Below are 20,019 nucleotides of genomic sequence, written 5' to 3' on the forward strand. Positions count from 1 at the left end.
CAGAACACAGCACTACAGGAGACAACACCATGCCTTTCCATCTTCCCCGCCTGCCACGCCTGGCCCTTGCCCTGGCCGCCACCACCTTCGCCCTGGCCGCGCACGCCCAGGGCGGCTACCCCGCCAAGCCGCTGACCTGGATCGTGCCCTTCGCGGCCGGCGGCCCCACGGACGCCATGGCGCGTGACATCGCCCAGCGCACCAGCACCCAGCTGGGCCAGCAGATCATCATCGAGAACGTTCCGGGCGCGGGCGGCACCATCGGCGCGGCCAAGGCGGCGCGCTCGGCGCCCGACGGCTACAGCTTCCTGGTCGGCCACATGGGCTACATGGGCGCGGCGCCGTCGCTGTACAAGAAGCTGGCCTATGACCCGGTCAAGGACTTCGAGGCGGTGTTCCGCTTCCCCGACACGCCGCTGGTGCTGCTGGTGGGCAAGAACTCCCCGTACAAGACGGCCGAGGAGCTGGTGGCCTTCGGCAAGCAGAACCCGGGCCGGCTGAACTTCGGCAACGCGGGCGTGGGATCGACCTCGCACCTGGTGGCGGCGCTGTTCGCCAGCCGCGCGCAGATGGAGATCACCCAGGTGGCCTACAAGGGCGCGGCGCCGGCCATGACCGATGTGATCTCCGGCCAGGTCGATGCCATGTTCGACCAGACCAACACCGCCCTGCCCCAGCTGGCGGGCGAGCGCATCCGCGCCATCGCGCTCACCTCGGACAAGCCCATGCCCCAGTTCCCGGGCGCGGCAGCGCTGGGCCAGAAGCTGCTGCCCGGCTTCGAGACCGCCACCTGGTACGGCATCTACGCGCCCAAGGGCACGCCGCGCGACGTGGTGCAAAAGGTCTACCAGGCCTATACCAAGGCCCTGGCCGACAAGGCCTGGACCGACAGGATGGCCGCCCAGGGCATACGCCTGCTGCCCGCAGATCAATACGCCCCCGAAGCCCTGGCCCGCCACACGGCCGCCGAGGTGGAGCGCTGGCGCAAGGTGGCGGCCGACGCGAAGATCTCGCTGGACTGAGCCCATGGACCAGACACGCACCCAGGCCCAGGCACCGACCCAAGCTCATACCCGCATCGAGCACGATGCCTTCGGGCCCGTCCACATCCCTGCCGACCGTCTCTGGGGCGCGCAGACCCAGCGCGCGCTGGAGCTGTTCACCATTGGCGAGGAGCGCTTTCCGCAGGGCCTGTACCGCGCCTTCGGGCTGCAGAAGCTGGCGGCAGCGCGTGCCAACCGGCGCCTGGGCGTGCTGGACGACGAGCGCGGCGCGGCCATCGAGGCCGCGGCCGCCGAACTGCGCGACGGCCTGCTGGACGCGCATTTCCCGCTGACCATCTGGCAGACGGGCTCGGGCACGCAGACCAACATGAATGCCAACGAGGTCATCGCCAACCGCGCCAACCAGATGCTGGGCCAGCCCCCGGGCACGCGCAGCCCGGTCCACCCCAACGACCATGCCAATGCCTCGCAGTCGTCCAACGACAGCTTTCCCACGGTGATGCACCTGGCCACGGCGCTGGAGCTGCGCGACCACCTGCTGCCCGCCCTGGAGCGGCTGCAGCAGCGCCTGCAGGAACGCGCCCTGGCCTTTGCCGGCGTGCTCAAGGTGGCGCGCACGCACCTGATGGACGCCGTGCCCATGACGCTGGGCCAGAGCTTCGAGACCTTTGCCCACCAGGTGGGCCACGGCATGGACCGGCTGCGGGACACGCAACCTCGTCTGTGGAGCCTGGCCCAGGGCGGCACGGCGGCCGGCACGGGGCTCAACGCGCCGGCCGGATTCGACCGGGTCTTCTGCGAGGAGATACAGGCGCTCACGGGCCTGGCGGTCACGCCCAACCCCTGCAAGTTCGAAGGCATGGCCGCGCACGATGCGCTCATCGAGGTCTCGGGCGCGCTCAACGTGGTGGCCGGTTCGCTGGCCAAGATGGCCAATGACATCCGCCTGCTGGGCTCAGGCCCGCGCTGCGGCCTGGGGGAGCTGGTGTTTCCCGACGATGGGCTGAGCTCCTCCATCATGCCGGGCAAGCGCAACCCGACCGTGGCCGAGGTCGTGGTCCAGGCCGCCTACCAGGCCATGGGCCACCACCTAACCGTCACGCTGGCGGGCTCGGCCGGGCACTTCGAGCTCAACGTGGCCAAGCCCGTGCTGATCCACCACCTGCTGCGCGCCATGCGCGCGCTGGGCGACGCCAGCCGCGTGTTTGCCGAGAAGCTGGTGGCCGGCCTGCAGGCACACACCGAGCGGCTGGAGCAGCAGGTCAGCCACTCGCTGCTGCAGGTCACCGCGCTCAACCCGGTGCTGGGCTATGACGCCGTGGCACGCATCACGCGCGAGGCCATGGCGCGCGGCATTGCGCCGCGCGAGGCGGCCGTGGAGCTGGGGCTGGTCACGGCGGCCGAGTACGACCGGCTGGTGGACCTGCGGGCCATGGCGGGGCTGCCGCCCGCGTAGCGGCCTCAATCCTCCAGGCCTATGTTCTGCACGATCTTCTTCTCGTCCTCGAACGCCTTCTTGGCGAACGCCGTGTACTCCTGGCTGCCGCGGAACTGCGTGCGCACGCCGTAGTTGCCGACGACCTGGCGGAAGGCCGGGTCGTCCATGGCGGCCTTGATGGCGGCTTCGAGCTTGCGCACGATCTCGGGCGGCAGGCCGCGCGGCCCGGCAATGCCTAGGGGCGAGGGCACATCGAAGGCATAACCGGCTTCGCGGAACGTGGGCACGTTGGCAAAGGCCTCGGGCCGCACCTCGGAGGCCGAGGCCAGGGCGCGCAGCTTGCCCGAGCTCAGGTACGGCAGCACCGTGTTGGCGTACACGCCGGACTTGATGTGGCCGGCCATCAGCGAGTTCAGCGCCTCGGCATCGCCCTTGAAGGGCGCATGCGTGAAGCGTGCGCCCGTGGCCTGCTCCAGCAGCGCCATCACCACGTGGTTGGCCGTGAACTTGCCCGGTGTGCCGTAATCCACGGCGCCCGGATTCTTCTTGGCGAACTCGACCAGATCCTGCACCGTCTTGAACGGCGAGTCCTGGGGCACGGCCAGCACGAAGTCATAGGTCATGTAGGTGGCGATGTAGCTGAGATCGCGCACCGGGTCGTACTGCACCTTCTGGATGTGGGGCTGGCGGAAGATGCTCACGGGCGCCAGCGTCAGGCGGTAGCCATCGGGCTTGGCCGTGCGCATCTCCATCACGCCCATGGACGCGCCTGCGCCGGGCTTGTTCTCGATCACCACGGTCTGCCCCAGCTGCTTGCCCATGCCCTGGGCCAGCGCACGCGCCACCACGTCGGTCACGCCGCCCGCGCCGTAGGGCACGACCAGGCTGATGGGGCGGCTGGGATAGCTGTCCTGCGCCCATGCTGCGCCCGTCATCAGGACCGATGCGCACATCCATGCGCCAAACACTCGTCTTTGCATTTCCATCTTCCTCAGAGGCTCACGACCATCGAACTTGCTGCTGTTCAATTTAGATGGATGCATGCCAACCATGGATTCGGGCAAGCCCGTAGCGTTGGGGCGTCTGGGGAAAACGCGCAGCGTGGGTGCGGGACTGATGGCTCTATAGCAGGGGGTGGCGTGGTTGCTTGGTTTGCGGGGGGTGGTGGGGTGTTTTTTTGCGCATTGTGGGGGGTGGGGCATGTCTTTGAGGCGACAGTCATGGGGCGTGTGCCCTCAGAGGGGCTGCCATTCCGGGATGCTTTTTTGTCCCTGCCGGGGGGTTGTTTTTCGAGGCCGGGTTTCGGCCCGGCGGCCGACCTACCTTCTTATCGCGCGATAAGAAAGTAGGCAAAGAAACGCGCCCAAATGCCCGCGACCCCTGCGCTTCGCTCCGGGGCAACCTGCGTCGTGGCGGTTGCGGGGTTCGCTGCGGAACTCGCTTTGCGCTTCGCGCGCCGCTCAGACAACCGCAGCGAGTCAGATCACGAAGCAGTCCTGTCCTTCGGCAGGACTGCAACCCCGCAACCACCACGCCGCAGGCGCTGACATACGGGAGGTGGTGCGGGCCTTCGCTTCGCTCGGCCCCGGTTTGAAGCCGAGCGGAGCGATGGCGCCGGCTGTTGGCTATTGGCTATTGGCTATTGGCTGCCCCAGCCTCCCCCCTTCTGCCCACGCCTGCGTTGGGCGGGATGCGGGGTGGCAGCCCTGCCGAAGGACAGGGCTGCTTCGTCATCTGACTTGCCGCAGTTGTTTGAGCGAAGCGCGCCAGCGCGCAGCGAGTTCTGCGGCACACCCCGCATCCCGCCCAACGCAGGTCGCCCCGTAGCGAAGCGAAGGGGTCGTGGGCAGTTCGGGGCGCGCTTCTTTGCTTCCTTTCTTATCGCGCGATAAGAAAGGGAGTCGGCCGCCGGGCCGAGACCCGGCCTCGAAAAACAACCACCCGGCAGGGTCAAAAAAAGACCCACCAGCAAACCAGCAAAAAAGGCGCCACCAGCATCCCTGCCAGCAGCGCCTTCCTCAGTCAATCATCAGACCAAAATCAGCGAACGGTATCGCCCAAAACAAGCCCTTCACGGCGCGGATCAGCCCCACCTTCAAGCTGCGCCTGCCCATTGCGCTGCACCCGCAAGATGGTGCCGATGCCGCTGGACTGCGCACTGATGGACACCACATGGCCCAGGGCACGCAGGCCGCTGACCAGCGGATCGTCGTTGCCGCCATTGGCCGTGTTGATGTTGGGGTGCTCACCACCCACGTTGGTGGTCGGGCTGTTGGCCGCGCCGAAGTCCACCATCGATGTGGCCTGCTGCGCATCCAGACCCCAGTCCAGCGCGCCGACCAGGGTCTTGGTCACGTACTGGATGATGGTGCTGCCGCCCGGCGAGCCGGTGGCCATCTTGAAGTCGCCGGCGGTGCCGTCGGTCTTCAGGTCGAACACCAGCGTGGGCGCCATGGAGCTGCGCGGACGCTTGCCCGGCTGCACGCGGTTGGCGACCGGGCCGTCGGTGGTGCTGGGGATGGCAGCGAAGTCGGTCAGCTGGTTGTTGAGCACGAAGCCGCGCGTGACGTGGAAGGAGCCCATGCTGGACTCCACCGTGGTCGTCATGCTCAGTGCGTTGCCCTTGGCATCGACGATGCTCATGTGCGTGGTGCCGGCCTCCTTGACATCGACCACGCCCTGCGAAGGCGTGCCGAAGTTGCCTGCCTGGGCCGTGCCCATGCTCTTGGTGGTGGAGATGAGAGCGGCGCGCTGGCGCAGGTAGCTCTTGTCCAGCATCAGCGCCGGCGAGCCGCCGGGCAGGGGCACGAAGTCGGTGTCGGCCACGTACTTGTCACGGTCGGCATAGGCCAGGCGCAGGGCTTCGCTGACCAGGTGCACGCCCATCACCGAGGGCTTGCCGCCCTCGCCATCGATGGCCGTGGGCGCATAGGCCTTGAGGTCGAAGTTTTCCAGAATGCCCATGGCCTGTGCCACGGCGATGCCGCCCGACGACGGCGGCGGCATGCTGCAGACCATGTAGCGCGCGCGGTAGGTGGTGCAGACGGCCTCGCGGCGCTTGGCCTCGTAGCTGGCCAGGTCCTGCAGCGTGGTCTTGCCGGGGGTGATGGGCGCACCGTCCGAGACGGTCTGCGTCACGCCCACCTTGCTGACGATGGCCTGGGCCAGGTCGCCACGGTAGAAGGCGTCGGCGCCGCCATTGGCGATGCTGCGCAGCGTGTCGGCATAGGGCTGGTTGACGAACTTGGCGCCCAGCGCCAGCGGCTTACCCTGGGCATCGAAGTAGAGCTTGGCGGCATCGGCGTCGCGCGCCAGTTCCACCTTGGAGCCGTCCAGCGCCGCAGCCATGCGGCCGCTGATGGGAAAGCCCTTGCTGGCCAGGTCGATGCCCGAATTGAACAGTTGGGGCCACGCGGTCTTGCCGTAGTCCTTGTGCGCGAGTTCCAGCATGCGCACCACGCCCGGCGTGCCGATGGAGCGGCCGCTGGCGCGCGCCGAGGGCTTGGGCGCGGTCTGGTCGGCGGTATCGTCCACGTAGCGCAGGTAGTTTTCCGTGGCGGCGGCCGGCGCGGTCTCGCGGCCGTCATAGGCCACGACCTTGCCCGTGGCTGCATCGCGGTAGAGCATGAAGGCGCCACCGCCGATGCCGCTGGACTGCGGCTCCACCAGGCCCAGCACCATCTGCACGGCCACGGCCGCATCCACGGCCGAGCCGCCGGACTTGAGCACCTCGCAACCGGCCTTGGACGCCAGCGGGTTGGCCGTGACCACCATGTACTTGGAGGTGTGCAGGGCCTTCTTGCCGAGGCGGTAGCCCGACGAGGGTTCGGGTGCGGCCGGATCACCGGGCAGGCCCGAGCCCACGACCACGCTGCCATCGCCCGAGGTGATGGCGCAGGCGGCCAGGTCGTCCTGGCCCGATCCGCCATTGCCGCCGCCTCCGCACGATGCGAGGAACAGCGGCGTGGCGGCCGCAAGGCCGATCCACTGCCATGCAGGCAGGCGTTGCCTGGAAGGGGGTTGCTTCATGAAATGTCTCCTTGTGGTGCGTGGAATGCGTTGATCTTGTTCACCTGGGGCAGCACCCGCCCGCAGGCTTGCCGCGAGCTTACATCCGTTCCACCACCACTTCGCGCAGATGCAGCCACCCCGTCAGACCGGGGCTGAAGGACCCCGCTCGCGGATGGCCGGCCCTGCATGCAAGGTCCGTGCCCGGACCGGGACGGCACCAAGACCAGGAATATCTGGCGGAAAATCCGAACCCGAGCACACCCCAAGGCTGTGCGGCCCGCAGCCTGTGCGGTCGCCCACTTTGGCTTACCATCGCCGGCCCTCTGCTTGATAGGTACAAGCCATGATCCGCGTCTCTGAACTGAAACTGCCCCTGTCGGCGGTGCAATACCACCCCGACAGCCACACCGAATATCTGCCCCTGGAGCCGCTGCGCGCCCTGGCCGCGCGCCAGCTGGGCATTGCCGAGGAGGCCATTGCCTCCGTGCACGTGCACAAGCGCAGCTTCGATGCGCGCAAGTCCGAGCTGCTGGCGGTCTACATCGTGGACCTTACGCTGGCCGACGAGAGCCAGGAAACCGCGCTGCTGGAGCAGTTCTCCAGCCATGCCCATGTGAACCCCACGCCCGACATGCGCTGGCATGCCGTGGGCCAGGCGCCTGCCGACCTGCAGCGCCGGCCCGTGGTGGTGGGCTTCGGGCCTTGCGGCATCTTTGCGGCCCTGGTGCTGGCGCAGATGGGCTTCAGGCCCATCGTGATCGAGCGCGGCCGCTCGGTGCGCGAGCGCACCCAGGACACCTGGGGCCTGTGGCGCAAGCGCGAGCTGGTGCCCGAGTCCAATGTGCAGTTCGGCGAAGGTGGCGCAGGCACCTTCTCCGACGGCAAGCTCTACAGCCAGATCAAGGACCCGCGCCACCTGGGCCGCAAGGTGATGCAGGAATTCGTCACCCACGGCGCACCGCCCGAGATCCTCTATGCCGCGCACCCGCACATCGGCACCTTCAAGCTGGTGAAGGTGGTCGAGGGCATTCGCGAGGAAATCATCCGCCTGGGCGGCGAGATCCGCTTCGGCCAGCGCGTGTGTGACATGCGCATCGAGGGCGAGGGCGAGGACCGCCATCTCACCGCCCTGGAGGTGCTGGACCAGGACAGCGGCGAGCGCCAGTGGCTCGAGACCGACCATGCCGTGATGGCACTGGGCCACAGCTCGCGCGACACCTTCGCCATGTTCTACGAACGCGGCGTGCACATGGAGGCCAAGCCGTTCTCGGTGGGCTTTCGCATCGAGCATCCGCAGGGCCTGATCGACCGGGCGCGCTGGGGCAGGCATGCCGGCCACCCGCTGCTGGGCGCGGCCGACTACAAGCTGGTGCACCACGCCAGCAACGGGCGCGCGGTCTACAGCTTTTGCATGTGCCCGGGCGGCACCGTGGTGGCGGCCACCAGCGAGCCCGAGCGCGTGGTCACCAACGGCATGAGCCAGTACTCGCGTGCCGAGCGCAATGCCAACGCCGGCATGGTCTGCGCCATCGACCCCTCCGACTATCCGCGCGATGCCAAGAGCTTTGCCTGGGCCTTCGACGGCAAGACCCATGGCGTGGAAGACCTCAAGGACGGCGAGCTGCACCCGCTGTCGGGCATCGTGCTGCAGCGCCAGCTGGAGACCAAGGCCTACCTGCTGGGCGGACGCAACTACAACGCGCCGGGCCAACTGGTGGGCGACTTCATCGCGGGCAAGGAATCGGCCGCGCTGGGCGAGGTCGAGCCCTCCTACCAGCCCGGCATCACGCTGACCAACCTGCACCACGTGCTGCCGGCCTACGCCATCGAGGCCATGCGCGAGGCCCTGCCCGCCTTCGGCAAGAAGATCCGCGGCTACGACATGCATGACGCCGTGCTCACCGGCGTGGAAACGCGCACCTCCTCGCCCGTGAAGATCGAGCGCGGCGCGGACTTCCACAGCCTGAACACGCGCGGCCTGTACCCGGCCGGCGAAGGCGCCAGCTACGCGGGCGGCATCCTGTCGGCCGGCGTGGATGGCGTCAAGGTAGGCGAGGCCGTGGCCTGCGCCATCCTCGGGCTGCCCCTGCCCTCGTCGGGCGCACGCGGCTCCGGTGGCGCAGCATGACACCGCGTCCGCACCGTTTCGCCGCCCCCTCGCGCACCCAGCTGCTGGCCGCCATCGCGGCCATGGGCGTGGTGGTGCTGTCGTCCAACATCCTGGTGCAGTACGCCATCAACGACTGGCTGACCTGGGGTGCCATCACCTATCCGTTCGCCTTCCTGGTGAGCGAGCTGGTCAACCGCAGCTTCGGCCCGCAGCAGGCCCGGCGCGTGGCCTGGGTGGGCTTTGCCGTGGCCGTTGCCGCCTCGCTGGTGCTGGCGCCGCCGCGCATCGCGCTGGCCTCGGGCGCGGCCTTCATCGCCTCGCAGTGGCTGGACATCGGCGTGTTCCACCGCCTGCGTGCAGGCCGCTGGTGGCGTGCCCCCCTGGTGGCCACGCTGCTGGCCGCCTGCCTGGACACCTTCCTGTTCTGGAGCATCGCCTTCGCAGGCGCGGCCGAGCCCTGGGTGACCTGGGCCCTGGGCGACCTGGGCGTCAAGCTGGTGCTGGGCGTGGCGCTGCTGCTGCCCTTCCGGCTCGCCATCGCCCGGTGGTGGAAAGGCCCATCGGCAATCGCTAGCGCCAAATAAAGCCGACGCGGCTCGCACGGACTCGATCTCAAGCCAGGGACACCGAGCAAGGGCCTACGCCGGCCGCGCCGCCCCGCAGCGAGGGTGCCGTCCCCCTCCCGCGTAGCGAGAGAGGGAGTGCCGTGCAACGGGAAGCGGCGTCCGCCGCTCAGGGGGAGTCCAACAACTATGGGTTGCGCTGCAGATAGTCCACGGCCAGAGCGGCCAGTGAGCGCGCGCCCGTGGGCAGTTGCTTCTCGTCGATGTCGAACAGCGGCGAGTGGTTGGACGGTGCCTTGGCAAAGTCCTGGCCGGCCGGCGGCGCGCCCAGGAAGTAGAAGAAGCCCGGCACCACCTTCTGGAATTCCGAGAAATCCTCGGAGCCGCTGACCTTGGGAATCACCATGGCCTTGCCGCCCATGGCCAGCTTGAGCGCGGGCAGCGAGGCCTCGGTCAGTGCGGCAGGGTTGGTGGTCACCGGATAGGCCACGGGACCGAAGCGCACCTTGGCCTTGGCGCCGCTGGAGGCCGCGATCTGCTCGGCCGTGGCGGTGATGCGCTTGTGTGCCTCCTGGCGCATGTCCTCGTCGAAGGTGCGCAGCGTGCCCTGCATCTCCACGTTGTCCGGGATGATGTTGTAGCGCGTGCCGCCCTGGATGGAGCCGATCGTCAGCACGGCCGGCTCCAGGCTGATGTTGAGCTGGCGGCTGACCACGGTCTGCAGGCCCAGCACCACCTGGCTGGCCGCGACGATGGGATCGACCGCATTCCACGGCGACGAGCCATGGCCGCCCCGGCCCTCGACCTGGATGCTGAGGCTGTCCGAGCCCGCCATCAGCGGCCCGCTGCGATAGCCCACCATGCCCGAGGGCAGGTTGGCCGTGATGTGCAGGCCGTAGATGGCCTGCACGTCCTTGAGCACGCCGGCCTCCACCATGGCCTTGGCGCCGAAGCTGGGCACATGGCCGTGGGCATCGGCCTCCACCGGGGCGCCTTCCTCGGCGGGCTGGAAGATGAACTTCACCGTGCCGGGCAGCTTCGCGCGCATGCCGGCCAGCGCCTCGGCCGCGCCCATGAGCATGGCCACGTGGGCGTCGTGCCCGCAGGCATGCATGACCGAAACCTCCTTGCCCATGTACTGGGCCTTGGCCTTGGAGGCAAAGGGCAGGCCGGTCTTCTCGGCCACGGGCAGCGCATCCATGTCAGCGCGCAGCGCCACGGTCTTGCCCGGCTGGCCGCCGCGCAGCACGCCCACCACGCCCGTGCCGCCCACGCCGGTCTGCACCTCCATGCCCAGGCGGCGCAGGTGATCGGCCACCAGTTTGGCCGTGCGTTCTTCCTGGCCCGACAGTTCGGGGTGCTGGTGGATGTCGCGGCGCCACTCCACCATCTTGGGCGACAGCGGCTGGATGGCGGCATCCAGCGCCGCCAGGCCCTGTGCATCGAGCCCCTGGGCGCTGGCCGCCAGTGGCAGGCCGCAGGCCAGCAGCCCGGCCAGGGCGATGGAGCGCAGGCCTGTACGCGGGAAGGAGGAAGGCTTTGTCTCGGCGCTGGTGTGGAGCATCTTCGTGGTCCTGGAAAGTGGCACAAGCAGCCATGCTAAAAGTGAAGCACGTATGACGGGCACGTCAAAATCGCCATTCGAGGAGCCAGAACCGCCATGCCCCGAGCCTTCATCATCGAGCTGCCCTGCCTGGAGCACAGCGCCATCGGCCATGCCGCGCACCTGGTGGAGATGCTGCGCAGCGCCAACCTGGTCGCCATCCTGCGCCTGGGCCGGCGCGCGCCACGCTTTGGCTGGCGCTGGGTCGACGGCCAGGGCCAGCCCCTGCCCGCCATGCCGCATGCGGCCGAAGGCGCGGCAGCCGAGGGGCCCGCGCAGGCCGTCTTCGTGAGCGCGCTGCACTGCCCCGACATCCCGTCCATCCGCGACATCGTCGCCGCGCATCCGGCCCTCGTGCGCCGCATCACCACGGCCTTCGACCAGGGCCTGGCCGTCTGCACGCTGGGCAGCGCCGCCTGGTTTGCGGCAGCGGGCGGCCGCTGCCAGGGCCGGCTTGTGGCCCTGCCCTGGTATTTCATGGGCGGCTTCGGCCTGGACTTCCCGGGCATCGAACTGGCCGAGGGCCAGCCCTTCGTGGACGACAGGCCCTGGCTCAGCGCCTCCCACCCCGAGGCCCTGGCGCCCATGGCCGTCGCGCTCACCCGCCATGCCTTCGGCGACGACCTGGCCGCAGCGCTGGCCGCCGTGCTGCAGCCCGATGCCCAGCGCGAACGCGCCACCCGCGCCGCCCTGCAGGACCGCCGCATTCCCGCCACGCGCAACAGCGTGCTGGCCCATGCCATCGCCTGGCTGGAGGCGCGCGTGGAGCAGCCCTATGACCTGCAGGCCCTCGCGGACGCGGCATCCACCAGCCCGCGCACCCTGCTGCGCCACTTCCAGCAGGAACTGGGCCACAGCCCGCTGGACCACCTGCACCGCCTGCGCTGCGCGCGGGCCCGGGTGCTGCTGGAGATCACGCTGGAGAGCGTACCGTCCGTGGCGCTGGCCTGCGGGTATGGGGATGCCTCGGCGTTTCGGCGGGTGTTCTTGCGGTATGTGGGGATGGCGCCTGCGGCCTATCGGGAAAGGCATGCGTTGAGGGCGCCGAGGAGGCGGTGGAGGGTCGATGCCCTGGACGGGAGGGCTACGGGCATAGACGTTTGAACACCGCTTCGCGATGGGCATCGACCATCGACTCCTGCGTCGCGTCGATCCATGCGCGTACCGGATCTCCCCGCCCGGGATACGGCTATGTCCGCTGCGGCGGCCACTGGCGGGCCGCATGCAGGACGCGCAGCACACGCACGCTGTCGGCGATCACGTCATAGACCAGGATGTAGTTGGGATGCACCACCAGTTCGCGCGTGCCGGCGACGCGCCCGACTCGGCCAAGCAGGGGATGGTCGATCAAATGCCCCGCTATTTCGGAAAACCGCTCGTCAAGGGCCAGCGCAGCGGACGGATTGTCTTGAGCGATGTAGGCACGGATCTCCCGCCTGTCGGCGGCTGCTGGACGTGTCCATACCAGCTTCACGGCGCGGAAATCTTCCTGCGCATTTCGGCCCGCCATGCCCGTGCTTCTGCTTCCACTTCATCGGCAGACAGCACCTCGCCCGCGTTGGCCGCGTCGATGCCGACCTGCACTTGCGCGCGCAACCATGCGTCATGTGCCGCAGTCTGTTCCTGCTGTTGCACATATGAGCGCATGAAGTCGCGCAGCAGCTGCGCACCCGTGCGGTCGCAGGCTTTGGCGGCGGTGGCAAAGTCGTTTTTCAGGACCTCATCGACCCGGAAGGTGAAAGTTGCTTCGCTCATGGCGCGGGCTCTCATGTGTTACAGGGTACGTACAAGGTAGCACATAGGGCAATGCCACACAGATGTATCGGCATGGCATCAAGGTCACCCAGACCTGACGGATGGAGCTGGACGAGCAGGCACCGGACAGGGAAAAAAACAGACCCGAGAACAAGAAAAACCTAATCCACCGTCACCTTCGCCTCCCGAATCACCCTCCCCCACTTCTCCGTCTCGGCAGCAATGAACCGATCGCACTCCTCAGGCGTGGACCCCTCCGCAAACGTCCCCATCACCTGCTCCAGCCGCTGCGACACCTCGGCACTGCGGATGATGCGCGACACCTCGGCGGACATGCGCTGCACGATCTCGCGCGGCACGCCGGCCGGCGCGATCATGGCCGCCCAGGTGCTGCCCAGCAAGCCGTCGTAGCCCTGCTCCACGAAGGTGGGCACGTCGGGCAGCGCGGCCAGGCGCTTGTCGCTGGCCACGCCGATGAGGCGGATGCGGCCGGCCTTGGCGGGCTGGATGAGGTTGGGCGGCGGGTCCAGGAACAGCGGGATCTGGCCGCCCATGAGGTCGGCCAGCGCGGGCGCGGCGCCCTTGTAGGGCACGTGGACCATGTCCGTCTTGGTGAGCAGCTTCATCAGCTCGGTGGTCAGGTGGGCGCTGGAGCCGCTGCCCGAGGAGCCGAAGCCCACCTTGCCGGGATTGGCCTTGGCATAGGCGATCAGCTCGGGCGTGGTCTTGAAGGGCGCATTCATGGCCACGGCAGCGACCAGGGGCGAGACGCCCATCAGCGAGACGCCGACCAGGTCCTTCTTCGGGTTGTAGGGCAGCTTGGGATAGAGCGTGGTGTTGGCCGCATAGGCCGCGATGACCACGCCGAAGGTGTGCCCGTCCGGCGCGGCCTTGGCGATCTGGTCCACGCCGATGATGCTGTTGGCGCCCGGCTTGTTCTCCACGATGACGGGCTGGCCCAGGGCCTTTTGCAGGCCGACCTGCAGCAGGCGCGCCATCTGGTCGGTGAAGCCGCCTGCCGTGTAGGGAACGATGATGCGGATGGGCTTGGAGGGCCAGGGGCTCTGGGCCCAGGCCGAGGGGGCCAGCACGGTGGTGGCTGCTGCAGCGGCGGCAGCGGTCGATTGCAAAAAGCCGCGGCGGGAAGTCGAAGGCATGGTGTCTCTGGGTTCTTCTAAGGGAAAAAAACGCCGCGCAACAGCGCGGCGTTTGGTGGAAAACAAGGCTCAATACCCCCGCGCCACATCCACAAGGTTGAGCAGCGGCTCGCCCGCGCGCAGGCGGCGCAGGTTCTCCAGGCACTGGCGCGCCACGGTGTCGGCCGAGGCCTGGGCCGCGATGTGCGGCGTAACAAAGGCCTTGGGATGGCCCCAGACCTTGTTGCCGGGCTGGGGCGGCTCGTCGCGCAGCACGTCCAGCGCGGCGCCGGCCAGGTGGCCTTCGTCGAGCAGGGCCAGCAGGTCATCTTCCACCACCTGTTCGCCGCGCCCCACGTTGATGAAGTAGGCGCCGCGCGGCAGCAGGGACAGGGTGCGGCGGTCCAGCAGGTCGCGCGTCTCGGGCGTGAGCGGCAAGGCGCAGACCAGGATATCGCTGGTGGACAGCAGTTGCTTCAGACCTTCGGCACCGCTGTGCGTGGCCAGGCCTGCAATGCTCTTGGCGCTGCGGCTCCAGCCGGCGACGGGGTAGCCGATGGCCTGCATGGCGCCGGCCACGAAGCGGCCGACCTCGCCCAGGCCCAGGATGCCCACGCGGCAGTCTGCGCTGGCGCGCACGGGGCGGCGCAGCCAGTCGCCGGCCTGCTGCTGGCGCGCGAACAGGTCCAGCTCCCGCGTGTGGCGCAGCGCGGTGCCGACCACGTACTGGGCGATCTCCACATGCTGCTGCGGATCGACCGTGCGCGCCACGGGCAGGCCGGCCGGCAGGTCGGGCACGGCCAGCAGCTTGTCCACGCCCGCGCTGGGCGCGCACAGCAGCTTCAGGCCCGGATAGGCCGGCAGCACGCCCGGCTTGAGGCTCCAGGCGAGCATGGCCTCGACCGCGTCGGCCGGCGCCTCCTCGCGGTGGCCCCAGACCTGCACGCCGGGCGCCAGCGCGCGCAGCGAGTCGACGATGGGCGCGCCCATGCTCGGATGGATGTTGACCAGAATTCCCATGGTTTCCTTCAGTCCTTGTAAGAAGGGTCTATGCGGTCCAGGCGGCGCAGCAGGCCGGGCCAGGCCAGGCCTGCACCCTTGCCCTTGGTGACCTGGCGCGACTGGTTGACCGCATCGGCAATGATGTCCTGCGGGATGCGCGTGAGCTCGCCGCCGCCCGACTGCGCCAGGATCTGGATACGGCAGGCCGACTCCAGCGTGTACATGGCCAGCACGGCCTCGGCCACGTTGCGGCCGCAGGTCAGCAGGCCGTGGTTGCGCAGGATGAGGAAGTTGCTGGCGCCCAGGTCATCGACCAGGCGCGGCTTCTCGTCGTCGCGCAAGGCCACTCCTTCGTAGTCGTGGTAGGCCAGGCGCGCCAGCGGGAAGATGGACTGCTGCGAGATGGGCAGCAGCCCTTCCTTCTGCGCCGAGACGGCCACGCCGTAGCGCGTGTGCGTGTGCAGCACGCACTGCACCTCGGGGCGGCCGTCATGGATGGCGCTGTGGATGACGAAGCCGGCCGGGTTGACGTCGTACTCGGTCTCCATCAGCGGCCGGCCTTCGTGATCGACCTTGACCAGGCTGGACGCGGTGATCTCGTCGAACAGCATGCCGTAGGGGTTGATCAGGAACTGGTCGGGCTGGCCCGGCACGCGCGCCGAGATGTGGGTGAAGATCAGGTCGTCCCAGCCGAAGTGGGCGACCAGCCGGTAGGCGGCGGCCAGCTCGATGCGGGTCTGCCATTCCTCGGCCGTCACCTGGCGGCGGACCTCGGACATCGTGGTGTCGTTGCTCATGGGGTGTACCTCTTGGTGGACATCGTTTGGAGAAAGCATCCGCCGGTTCAGCGCCCCGTCGCGTACTGGTCGCGCAGCTCGCGCTTGAGCACCTTGCCGATGGCGCTGCGCGGCAGCTCGGCAATGAAGCGCAGGTCCGCCAGGCGCTGGGTCTTGCCGGCCCGCTGGTTGTACCAGCCCATGATGTCCTCGGGCAGGGCCGGCTGCCCCGCGCGCGACACCACGTAGGCCACGGGCGTCTCGCCCCATTGCTCGGAGGGCACGCCGACCACGGCCACGTCGTCCACGGCCGGGTGGGCGCGCAGCTGGGTCTCCAGGTCGCTGGGGTAGATGTTGAAACCGCCGCTGATGATCATGTCCTTGCGGCGGTCGAACAGGGTGAGGAATCCATCGGCATCGAAGCGGCCCACGTCGCCCGTGCGGATGAAGCGCTTGCCCGTGGGGTCGAACCATTCGGCCTCGCGCGTCTTGGCGGGCTGGCCGTGGTAGCCGGTCATCATGCTGGCAGAGTGACCCACAACCTCGCCGTCCGCGCCGGGGGCGACCTCGTGGCCGTCCTCGTCGATGAGGCGGATGTCATGGCCCTCGGCGGGCTTGCCCACGGTGTGCAGCTTGTCCTGGTGCAGATGGGCTTCGAGGATGCAGGTGCCGCCGCCTTCGGTCATGCCGTAGAACTCGGTCAGGCTGCCGGGCCAGCGCGCCACCACGTCGGCCTTGAGCTCGGCCCGGAACGGCGCGCTGGTGCAGAACTTGGCGCGGAAGCTGGACAGGTCATGCTCGCCGAACTGCGGCAGCGCCATGATGCGCTGGTACTGCACGGGCACCAGCATGGTGTGGGTGACGCGGTGCTGCTGGGCCAGCTGCAGGTAGCGGGCCGCGTCGAATTTGGGCATCAGTACCACGCAGCCGCCGCTGCCCAGCGTGGGGAAGAACACCACCAGCGTGGTGTTGGAGTACAGCGGCGTGGCCAGCAGCGTCGTGCCATCGGGGCCATAGCCGTAGACGCTGCCCCGGTTGATGTGGGCCCAGCGCATGCCGTGCGACTGCACGATGCCCTTGGGAGTGCCCGTGGTGCCCGAGGAATAGATGATGTTGAACGGCGCGGCCGGCTCCACGCTCACGGGCGCGGGCTGCGCGCCTTCGGGCGCCAGCCAGTCGTCAAAGGCCCGGCCGGGCGCGGCGCCGTCCAGCGAAATGCATTGCAGGGCGCTGTCTGCAGGCACCAGGTCCTGGGCCGCCTTGTCAAGGAACAGGTGGCGCGCCTGGGCATCGCGCAGCATGGAGGCCAGGCTGTCGGCCGTGGAGGACGGCGCCAGCGGCGCAACCACCACGCCCGCGCGCAAAGCGCCCAGGAACAGCGCGGCATAGCGCACCGAGTTCAACGCGCAGATGGCAATCGCCTGGCCAGGCTGCAGGCCGTCGCGCTGCAGCGCGGCGGCCACGCGGTCCATGAGGGCGTCGAGCTGCGCGTAGCTCAGCGTCTGCTGGTCGTCGCGCAGCGCGGCATGGGCCGGCTGCTGGCGCGCGTGGCCGCGGATCAGCTCGGCCAGCGTGGTGAAGGGCGCATCGGGCGAAGGCAGGGAGACAGTCATGAGGGACTCCGTTTCACGAATTCACGAATCTCAAGCGGACTGCGCCCGCCAGCCCCCTGGCCCTGCGGGCGCATTGGAGGACAGGCCTACTTGGCGGCCAGGCCCAGGCGGTCGATCAGAACCTTGTCCTTGGCATAGGCCTCGCGCACCCACTGCGCATAGTCGGCGCCGGAGCGGTACCAGGCGTCCTGGTTCAGCTGCTTGAGCACCTCGATGTGGCGCGGGTCATCCATGGCTTTCTTGAAGGCGTCGTGCAGCTTGCGCACCACGGCCGGGTCCATGCCCTTGGGGCCGGCCAGTCCGTAGGGCGAGGTGGAGACCACGCCATAGCCCAGCTCCTTGGCCGTGGGCACGTCGGGCCAGCGCTGGGTGCGCTTTTCGCCGAAGGTCATGAGCAGGCGCATCTGGCCGCCATCCACATAGGTGTCCCAGCCCGAGGCATCGCTTTGCGCGGCCACGTGCCCGCCCAGCAGGGCCTGCTGCAGGTCGGCGTTGCCCTTGAAGGGCACGTGGTTGAGCGTGACCTTGGCGTTCTCGGCCAGCTCCTCCATCAGCAGGTGGGGCGAGGAGCCTATGCCGGTGGAGCCGTACTCGATCTTGCCGGGGCTCTTGCGCGCGGCGGCAATGTATTCGTTGAAGCTCTTGTAGGGCGAGTCCGAGCGCACCGTGAAGCCGAAGGTGTAGCCCGAGACGCCGATGATGTAGGTGAAGTCCGTGACCGGATTCCAGGCCGTCTTCTGCATGTGCGCCATGCGCAGCATGGACATGGGGAACTGGGTGATGGTGTAGCCATCGGGCTTGGCCGTGCGGGACATGTTGCCCGGGCCCAGCGTGCCGCCCGCGCCGGGCTTGTTCTCCACGATGATGGTCTGGCCCAGCTGCTTGCCCGCGATGTCGGCCAGGGTGCGCATGTGGCGGTCGGTGGAGCCGCCTGCGGGGAAGGGCACGATCAGCGTGATCGGGCGCGTGGGAAAGTCGCTGGCCTGGGCCCATGCCGGTGCGCTGGCGCCCGTGGTGGCCACAAAGACAACAGCCGCAAGCGCAAGGCTGCGGCGGCCAATGGAAATCTGCATATCTGTCTCCTGCATCTCTGAACCAGGTGGGGCCGGGGCACATGCCTTGTGTGCCGCTCTGGCCAGGGCCCGGATGCTTCACCCGAGCCCGTTGGCACCGCCTCCCGGTGCGGTGCCTTGCGTTCTTACAGCGACTGCACCAGCTCGGGCACGGCCTGGAACAGGTCGGCCTCCAGGCCGTAGTCGGCCACCGAGAAGATCGGTGCCTCGGGGTCCTTGTTGATCGCCACGATCACCTTGGAGTCCTTCATGCCGGCCAAGTGCTGGATGGCGCCGGAAATACCGGCCGCAATGTACAGCTGGGGCGCCACGATCTTGCCGGTCTGGCCGACCTGCAGGTCATTGGGCGCATAGCCTGAGTCCACCGCTGCGCGCGAAGCGCCGATGGCGGCGCCCAGCTTGTCGGCCAGAGGGGTCATGACTTCGTTGAACTTCTCGCTGCTGCCCAGCGCGCGACCACCGGAGACGATGATCTTGGCGGCCGTCAGTTCCGGGCGGTCGTTCTTGGTGACCTCGCGGCCCACAAAGCTGCTCTTGCCGTTGTCGCCAGCGGCGGCCAGCTGCTCCACCTGGGCGCTGCCGCCCGTGGTGGCCGCTGCGTCAAAGCCCGTGCCGCGCACGGTGATGACCTTGATCTTGTCGCTGCTTTGCACCGTGGCAATGGCGTTGCCGGCGTAGATGGGACGCTCGAAGGTGTCGGCGCTGTCCACCTTGGTGATGTCGCTGATCTGGGCCACGTCCAGCTTGGCGGCCACGCGCGGCGCGGCGTTCTTGCCGCTGGCGGTGGCGGGGAACAGGATGTGGCTGTAGTTCGAAGCAATCGCCAGCACTTGCGCTGCGATGTTCTCGGCCAGGCCGTCCTTCAGGCTGGAGCCATCGGCGTGGATGACCTTGGCAACGCCGGCGATCTGGGCAGCGGCCTGCGCGGCGGCGCCGGCATTCTCGCCCGCCACCAGCACATGCACGTCGCCGCCGCAGGCCAGGGCCGCAGTGACGGTGTTGAGCGTGGCGCTCTTGATGGAAGCGTTGTCGTGTTCTGCAATAACGAGGGATGTCATGTCTGCGAATTCCTTTAGATGACCTTGGCTTCGTTCTTGAGCTTGCTGACCAGGGTCGCCACATCGGGCACCTTCACGCCAGCGCCGCGCTTGGCGGGCTCGGCCACCTTGAGCGTCTTCAGGCGCGGGGCGACATCGACGCCCAGCTCTTCAGGCTTGACCGTGTCCAGCTGCTTTTTCTTGGCCTTCATGATGTTGGGCAGCGTGACGTAGCGCGGCTCGTTCAGACGCAGGTCGGTGGTGATGACGGCCGGCAGGCTCAGGGCCAGGGTTTCCAGGCCGCCGTCCACTTCGCGCGTGACATTCACCTTGTCGCCAGCGACTTCGACCTTGGAGGCGAAGGTGGCTTGCGGCAGGTCGGCCAGGGCCGCCAGCATCTGGCCGGTCTGGTTGGCATCGTCGTCGATGGCCTGCTTGCCCAGGATGATCAGGCCGGGTTGTTCCTTGTCCACCAGGGCCTTGAGCAGCTTGGCGACGGCCAGGGGCTGCAGCTCCTCGGTGGTCTCCACCAGGATGCCGCGGTCGGCACCGATGGCCATGGCCGTGCGCAGGGTTTCCTGGCACTGGGCCACGCCGCAGGAGACGGCGATGACTTCGGTGGCCACGCCCTTTTCCTTGAGGCGAACGGCTTCTTCGACGGCGATTTCGTCAAAGGGGTTCATGCTCATCTTGACGTTGGCGATGTCCACGCCCGTGCCGTCCGACTTCACGCGGACCTTCACGTTGTAGTCCACGACACGTTTGACGGGTACAAGGATTTTCATGAGAAAGCTCTTTCCTGGTTTTTGAAGTACGACCTACGCAAGAAGGAACAAGGCAAGCGGCTTGCCATGGGGCGCAGCACGTTGTCGCATCCTGTTTGCGTAAGCCCTGTGAA

General features: G+C 68.3%; 17 protein-coding genes. 5 read left to right on the forward strand and 12 right to left on the reverse strand.

Going from position 1 to position 20,019, the window contains the following annotated elements; genetic code table 11:
• Window positions 1–29 precede the first annotated feature (29 nt).
• A complete protein-coding gene (locus AC57B5_RS14885) occupies window positions 30–1,022 on the forward strand; it encodes a tripartite tricarboxylate transporter substrate-binding protein (protein WP_012203368.1) in 993 nt (330 codons plus the stop codon).
• 4 nt (window positions 1,023–1,026) lie between these two features.
• Window positions 1,027–2,460 (forward strand): class II fumarate hydratase, encoded by a 1,434-nt coding sequence (locus AC57B5_RS14890; RefSeq protein ID WP_496399820.1) that lies wholly within the window; start codon window positions 1,027–1,029, stop codon window positions 2,458–2,460.
• Between the two features lie 5 nt (window positions 2,461–2,465).
• Here AC57B5_RS14890 and AC57B5_RS14895 read toward each other — a convergent pair whose 3' ends face one another.
• Window positions 2,466–3,422, reverse strand: coding sequence for a tripartite tricarboxylate transporter substrate binding protein (locus tag AC57B5_RS14895; RefSeq protein WP_034398167.1), 957 nt, complete (start codon window positions 3,420–3,422; stop codon window positions 2,466–2,468).
• 1,060 nt (window positions 3,423–4,482) lie between these two features.
• Entirely contained in the window at window positions 4,483–6,471 is a 1,989-nt protein-coding gene (ggt, locus tag AC57B5_RS14900) for a gamma-glutamyltransferase (protein WP_097203624.1), read from the reverse strand.
• Between the two features lie 325 nt (window positions 6,472–6,796).
• Here ggt and AC57B5_RS14905 point away from each other — a divergent pair, with 325 nt between their 5' ends.
• Together AC57B5_RS14905 and AC57B5_RS14910 are read left to right on the forward strand one after the other, a co-directional pair.
• A complete protein-coding gene (locus AC57B5_RS14905; protein WP_496399821.1) occupies window positions 6,797–8,581 on the forward strand; it encodes an NAD(P)/FAD-dependent oxidoreductase in 1,785 nt (594 codons plus the stop codon).
• Window positions 8,578–9,147 carry a VUT family protein gene (locus AC57B5_RS14910; protein WP_034390445.1) on the forward strand — a complete coding sequence of 190 codons (570 nt, stop codon included), beginning with the start codon at window positions 8,578–8,580 and terminating at the stop codon, window positions 9,145–9,147. Before AC57B5_RS14905 ends, AC57B5_RS14910 begins: the two co-directional genes overlap by 4 nt.
• A gap of 166 nt (window positions 9,148–9,313) precedes the next feature.
• Here the strand turns inward: AC57B5_RS14910 and AC57B5_RS14915 are convergent, their stop codons facing one another.
• Window positions 9,314–10,690 carry an amidohydrolase gene (locus tag AC57B5_RS14915; protein ID WP_097203627.1) on the reverse strand — a complete coding sequence of 459 codons (1,377 nt, stop codon included), beginning with the start codon at window positions 10,688–10,690 and terminating at the stop codon, window positions 9,314–9,316.
• 96 nt (window positions 10,691–10,786) lie between these two features.
• Between AC57B5_RS14915 and AC57B5_RS14920 the strand changes: the two genes are divergently transcribed.
• A complete protein-coding gene (locus AC57B5_RS14920; protein WP_496399822.1) occupies window positions 10,787–11,833 on the forward strand; it encodes a GlxA family transcriptional regulator in 1,047 nt (348 codons plus the stop codon).
• Between the two features lie 85 nt (window positions 11,834–11,918).
• Here the strand turns inward: AC57B5_RS14920 and AC57B5_RS14925 are convergent, their stop codons facing one another.
• The 9 genes from AC57B5_RS14925 to AC57B5_RS14965 form a co-directional block, all read right to left on the reverse strand.
• Window positions 11,919–12,239, reverse strand: a complete 321-nt coding sequence (locus tag AC57B5_RS14925; RefSeq protein ID WP_099734645.1) for a type II toxin-antitoxin system RelE/ParE family toxin — start codon at window positions 12,237–12,239, stop codon at window positions 11,919–11,921.
• Window positions 12,200–12,484 (reverse strand): CopG family ribbon-helix-helix protein, encoded by a 285-nt coding sequence (locus AC57B5_RS14930; RefSeq protein ID WP_013804138.1) that lies wholly within the window; start codon window positions 12,482–12,484, stop codon window positions 12,200–12,202. The genes AC57B5_RS14925 and AC57B5_RS14930 overlap by 40 nt, the downstream gene beginning before the upstream one ends.
• Window positions 12,485–12,645: 161 nt before the next feature.
• Window positions 12,646–13,641: a tripartite tricarboxylate transporter substrate binding protein gene (locus AC57B5_RS14935; RefSeq protein ID WP_043823801.1), complete on the reverse strand. Its 996-nt coding sequence runs from the start codon at window positions 13,639–13,641 to the stop codon at window positions 12,646–12,648.
• A gap of 69 nt (window positions 13,642–13,710) precedes the next feature.
• On the reverse strand, window positions 13,711–14,640 hold the full coding sequence (locus tag AC57B5_RS14940; protein WP_043791031.1) for a 2-hydroxyacid dehydrogenase: 930 nt from the start codon (window positions 14,638–14,640) through the stop codon (window positions 13,711–13,713).
• 8 nt (window positions 14,641–14,648) lie between these two features.
• Entirely contained in the window at window positions 14,649–15,419 is a 771-nt protein-coding gene (locus tag AC57B5_RS14945; RefSeq protein WP_012203336.1) for a class II aldolase/adducin family protein, read from the reverse strand.
• Between the two features lie 47 nt (window positions 15,420–15,466).
• On the reverse strand, window positions 15,467–17,011 hold the full coding sequence (locus tag AC57B5_RS14950) for a class I adenylate-forming enzyme family protein (RefSeq protein ID WP_496399823.1): 1,545 nt from the start codon (window positions 17,009–17,011) through the stop codon (window positions 15,467–15,469).
• Window positions 17,012–17,097: 86 nt separating this feature from the next.
• Window positions 17,098–18,084, reverse strand: coding sequence for a tripartite tricarboxylate transporter substrate binding protein (locus AC57B5_RS14955; RefSeq protein ID WP_012203334.1), 987 nt, complete (start codon window positions 18,082–18,084; stop codon window positions 17,098–17,100).
• A 125-nt stretch (window positions 18,085–18,209) separates the two neighbouring features.
• Window positions 18,210–19,142, reverse strand: a complete 933-nt coding sequence (locus tag AC57B5_RS14960; protein WP_496399824.1) for an electron transfer flavoprotein subunit alpha/FixB family protein — start codon at window positions 19,140–19,142, stop codon at window positions 18,210–18,212.
• 14 nt (window positions 19,143–19,156) lie between these two features.
• Entirely contained in the window at window positions 19,157–19,906 is a 750-nt protein-coding gene (locus tag AC57B5_RS14965; protein ID WP_012203332.1) for an electron transfer flavoprotein subunit beta/FixA family protein, read from the reverse strand.
• Window positions 19,907–20,019 lie beyond the last annotated feature (113 nt).

It is taken from the genome of Delftia sp. BGA-UO-ETr-SB1, assembly GCF_059567865.1.

Coding starts and splice junctions, on each gene's coding strand:
- AC57B5_RS14945 (WP_012203336.1), bottom strand. CDS start 15,419: ATGAGCAACGACACCACGATGTCCGAGGTCCGCCGCCAGGTGACGGCC.
- AC57B5_RS14940 (WP_043791031.1), bottom strand. CDS start 14,640: ATGGGAATTCTGGTCAACATCCATCCGAGCATGGGCGCGCCCATCGTC.
- AC57B5_RS14950 (WP_496399823.1), bottom strand. CDS start 17,011: ATGACTGTCTCCCTGCCTTCGCCCGATGCGCCCTTCACCACGCTGGCC.
- AC57B5_RS14965 (WP_012203332.1), bottom strand. CDS start 19,906: ATGAAAATCCTTGTACCCGTCAAACGTGTCGTGGACTACAACGTGAAG.
- AC57B5_RS14885 (WP_012203368.1), top strand. CDS start 30: ATGCCTTTCCATCTTCCCCGCCTGCCACGCCTGGCCCTTGCCCTGGCC.
- AC57B5_RS14955 (WP_012203334.1), bottom strand. CDS start 18,084: ATGCAGATTTCCATTGGCCGCCGCAGCCTTGCGCTTGCGGCTGTTGTC.
- AC57B5_RS14935 (WP_043823801.1), bottom strand. CDS start 13,641: ATGCCTTCGACTTCCCGCCGCGGCTTTTTGCAATCGACCGCTGCCGCC.
- AC57B5_RS14960 (WP_496399824.1), bottom strand. CDS start 19,142: ATGACATCCCTCGTTATTGCAGAACACGACAACGCTTCCATCAAGAGC.
- AC57B5_RS14920 (WP_496399822.1), top strand. CDS start 10,787: ATGCCCCGAGCCTTCATCATCGAGCTGCCCTGCCTGGAGCACAGCGCC.
- AC57B5_RS14930 (WP_013804138.1), bottom strand. CDS start 12,484: ATGAGCGAAGCAACTTTCACCTTCCGGGTCGATGAGGTCCTGAAAAAC.
- AC57B5_RS14915 (WP_097203627.1), bottom strand. CDS start 10,690: ATGCTCCACACCAGCGCCGAGACAAAGCCTTCCTCCTTCCCGCGTACA.
- AC57B5_RS14910 (WP_034390445.1), top strand. CDS start 8,578: ATGACACCGCGTCCGCACCGTTTCGCCGCCCCCTCGCGCACCCAGCTG.
- AC57B5_RS14925 (WP_099734645.1), bottom strand. CDS start 12,239: ATGGCGGGCCGAAATGCGCAGGAAGATTTCCGCGCCGTGAAGCTGGTA.
- AC57B5_RS14895 (WP_034398167.1), bottom strand. CDS start 3,422: ATGCAAAGACGAGTGTTTGGCGCATGGATGTGCGCATCGGTCCTGATG.
- AC57B5_RS14890 (WP_496399820.1), top strand. CDS start 1,027: ATGGACCAGACACGCACCCAGGCCCAGGCACCGACCCAAGCTCATACC.
- ggt (WP_097203624.1), bottom strand. CDS start 6,471: ATGAAGCAACCCCCTTCCAGGCAACGCCTGCCTGCATGGCAGTGGATC.
- AC57B5_RS14905 (WP_496399821.1), top strand. CDS start 6,797: ATGATCCGCGTCTCTGAACTGAAACTGCCCCTGTCGGCGGTGCAATAC.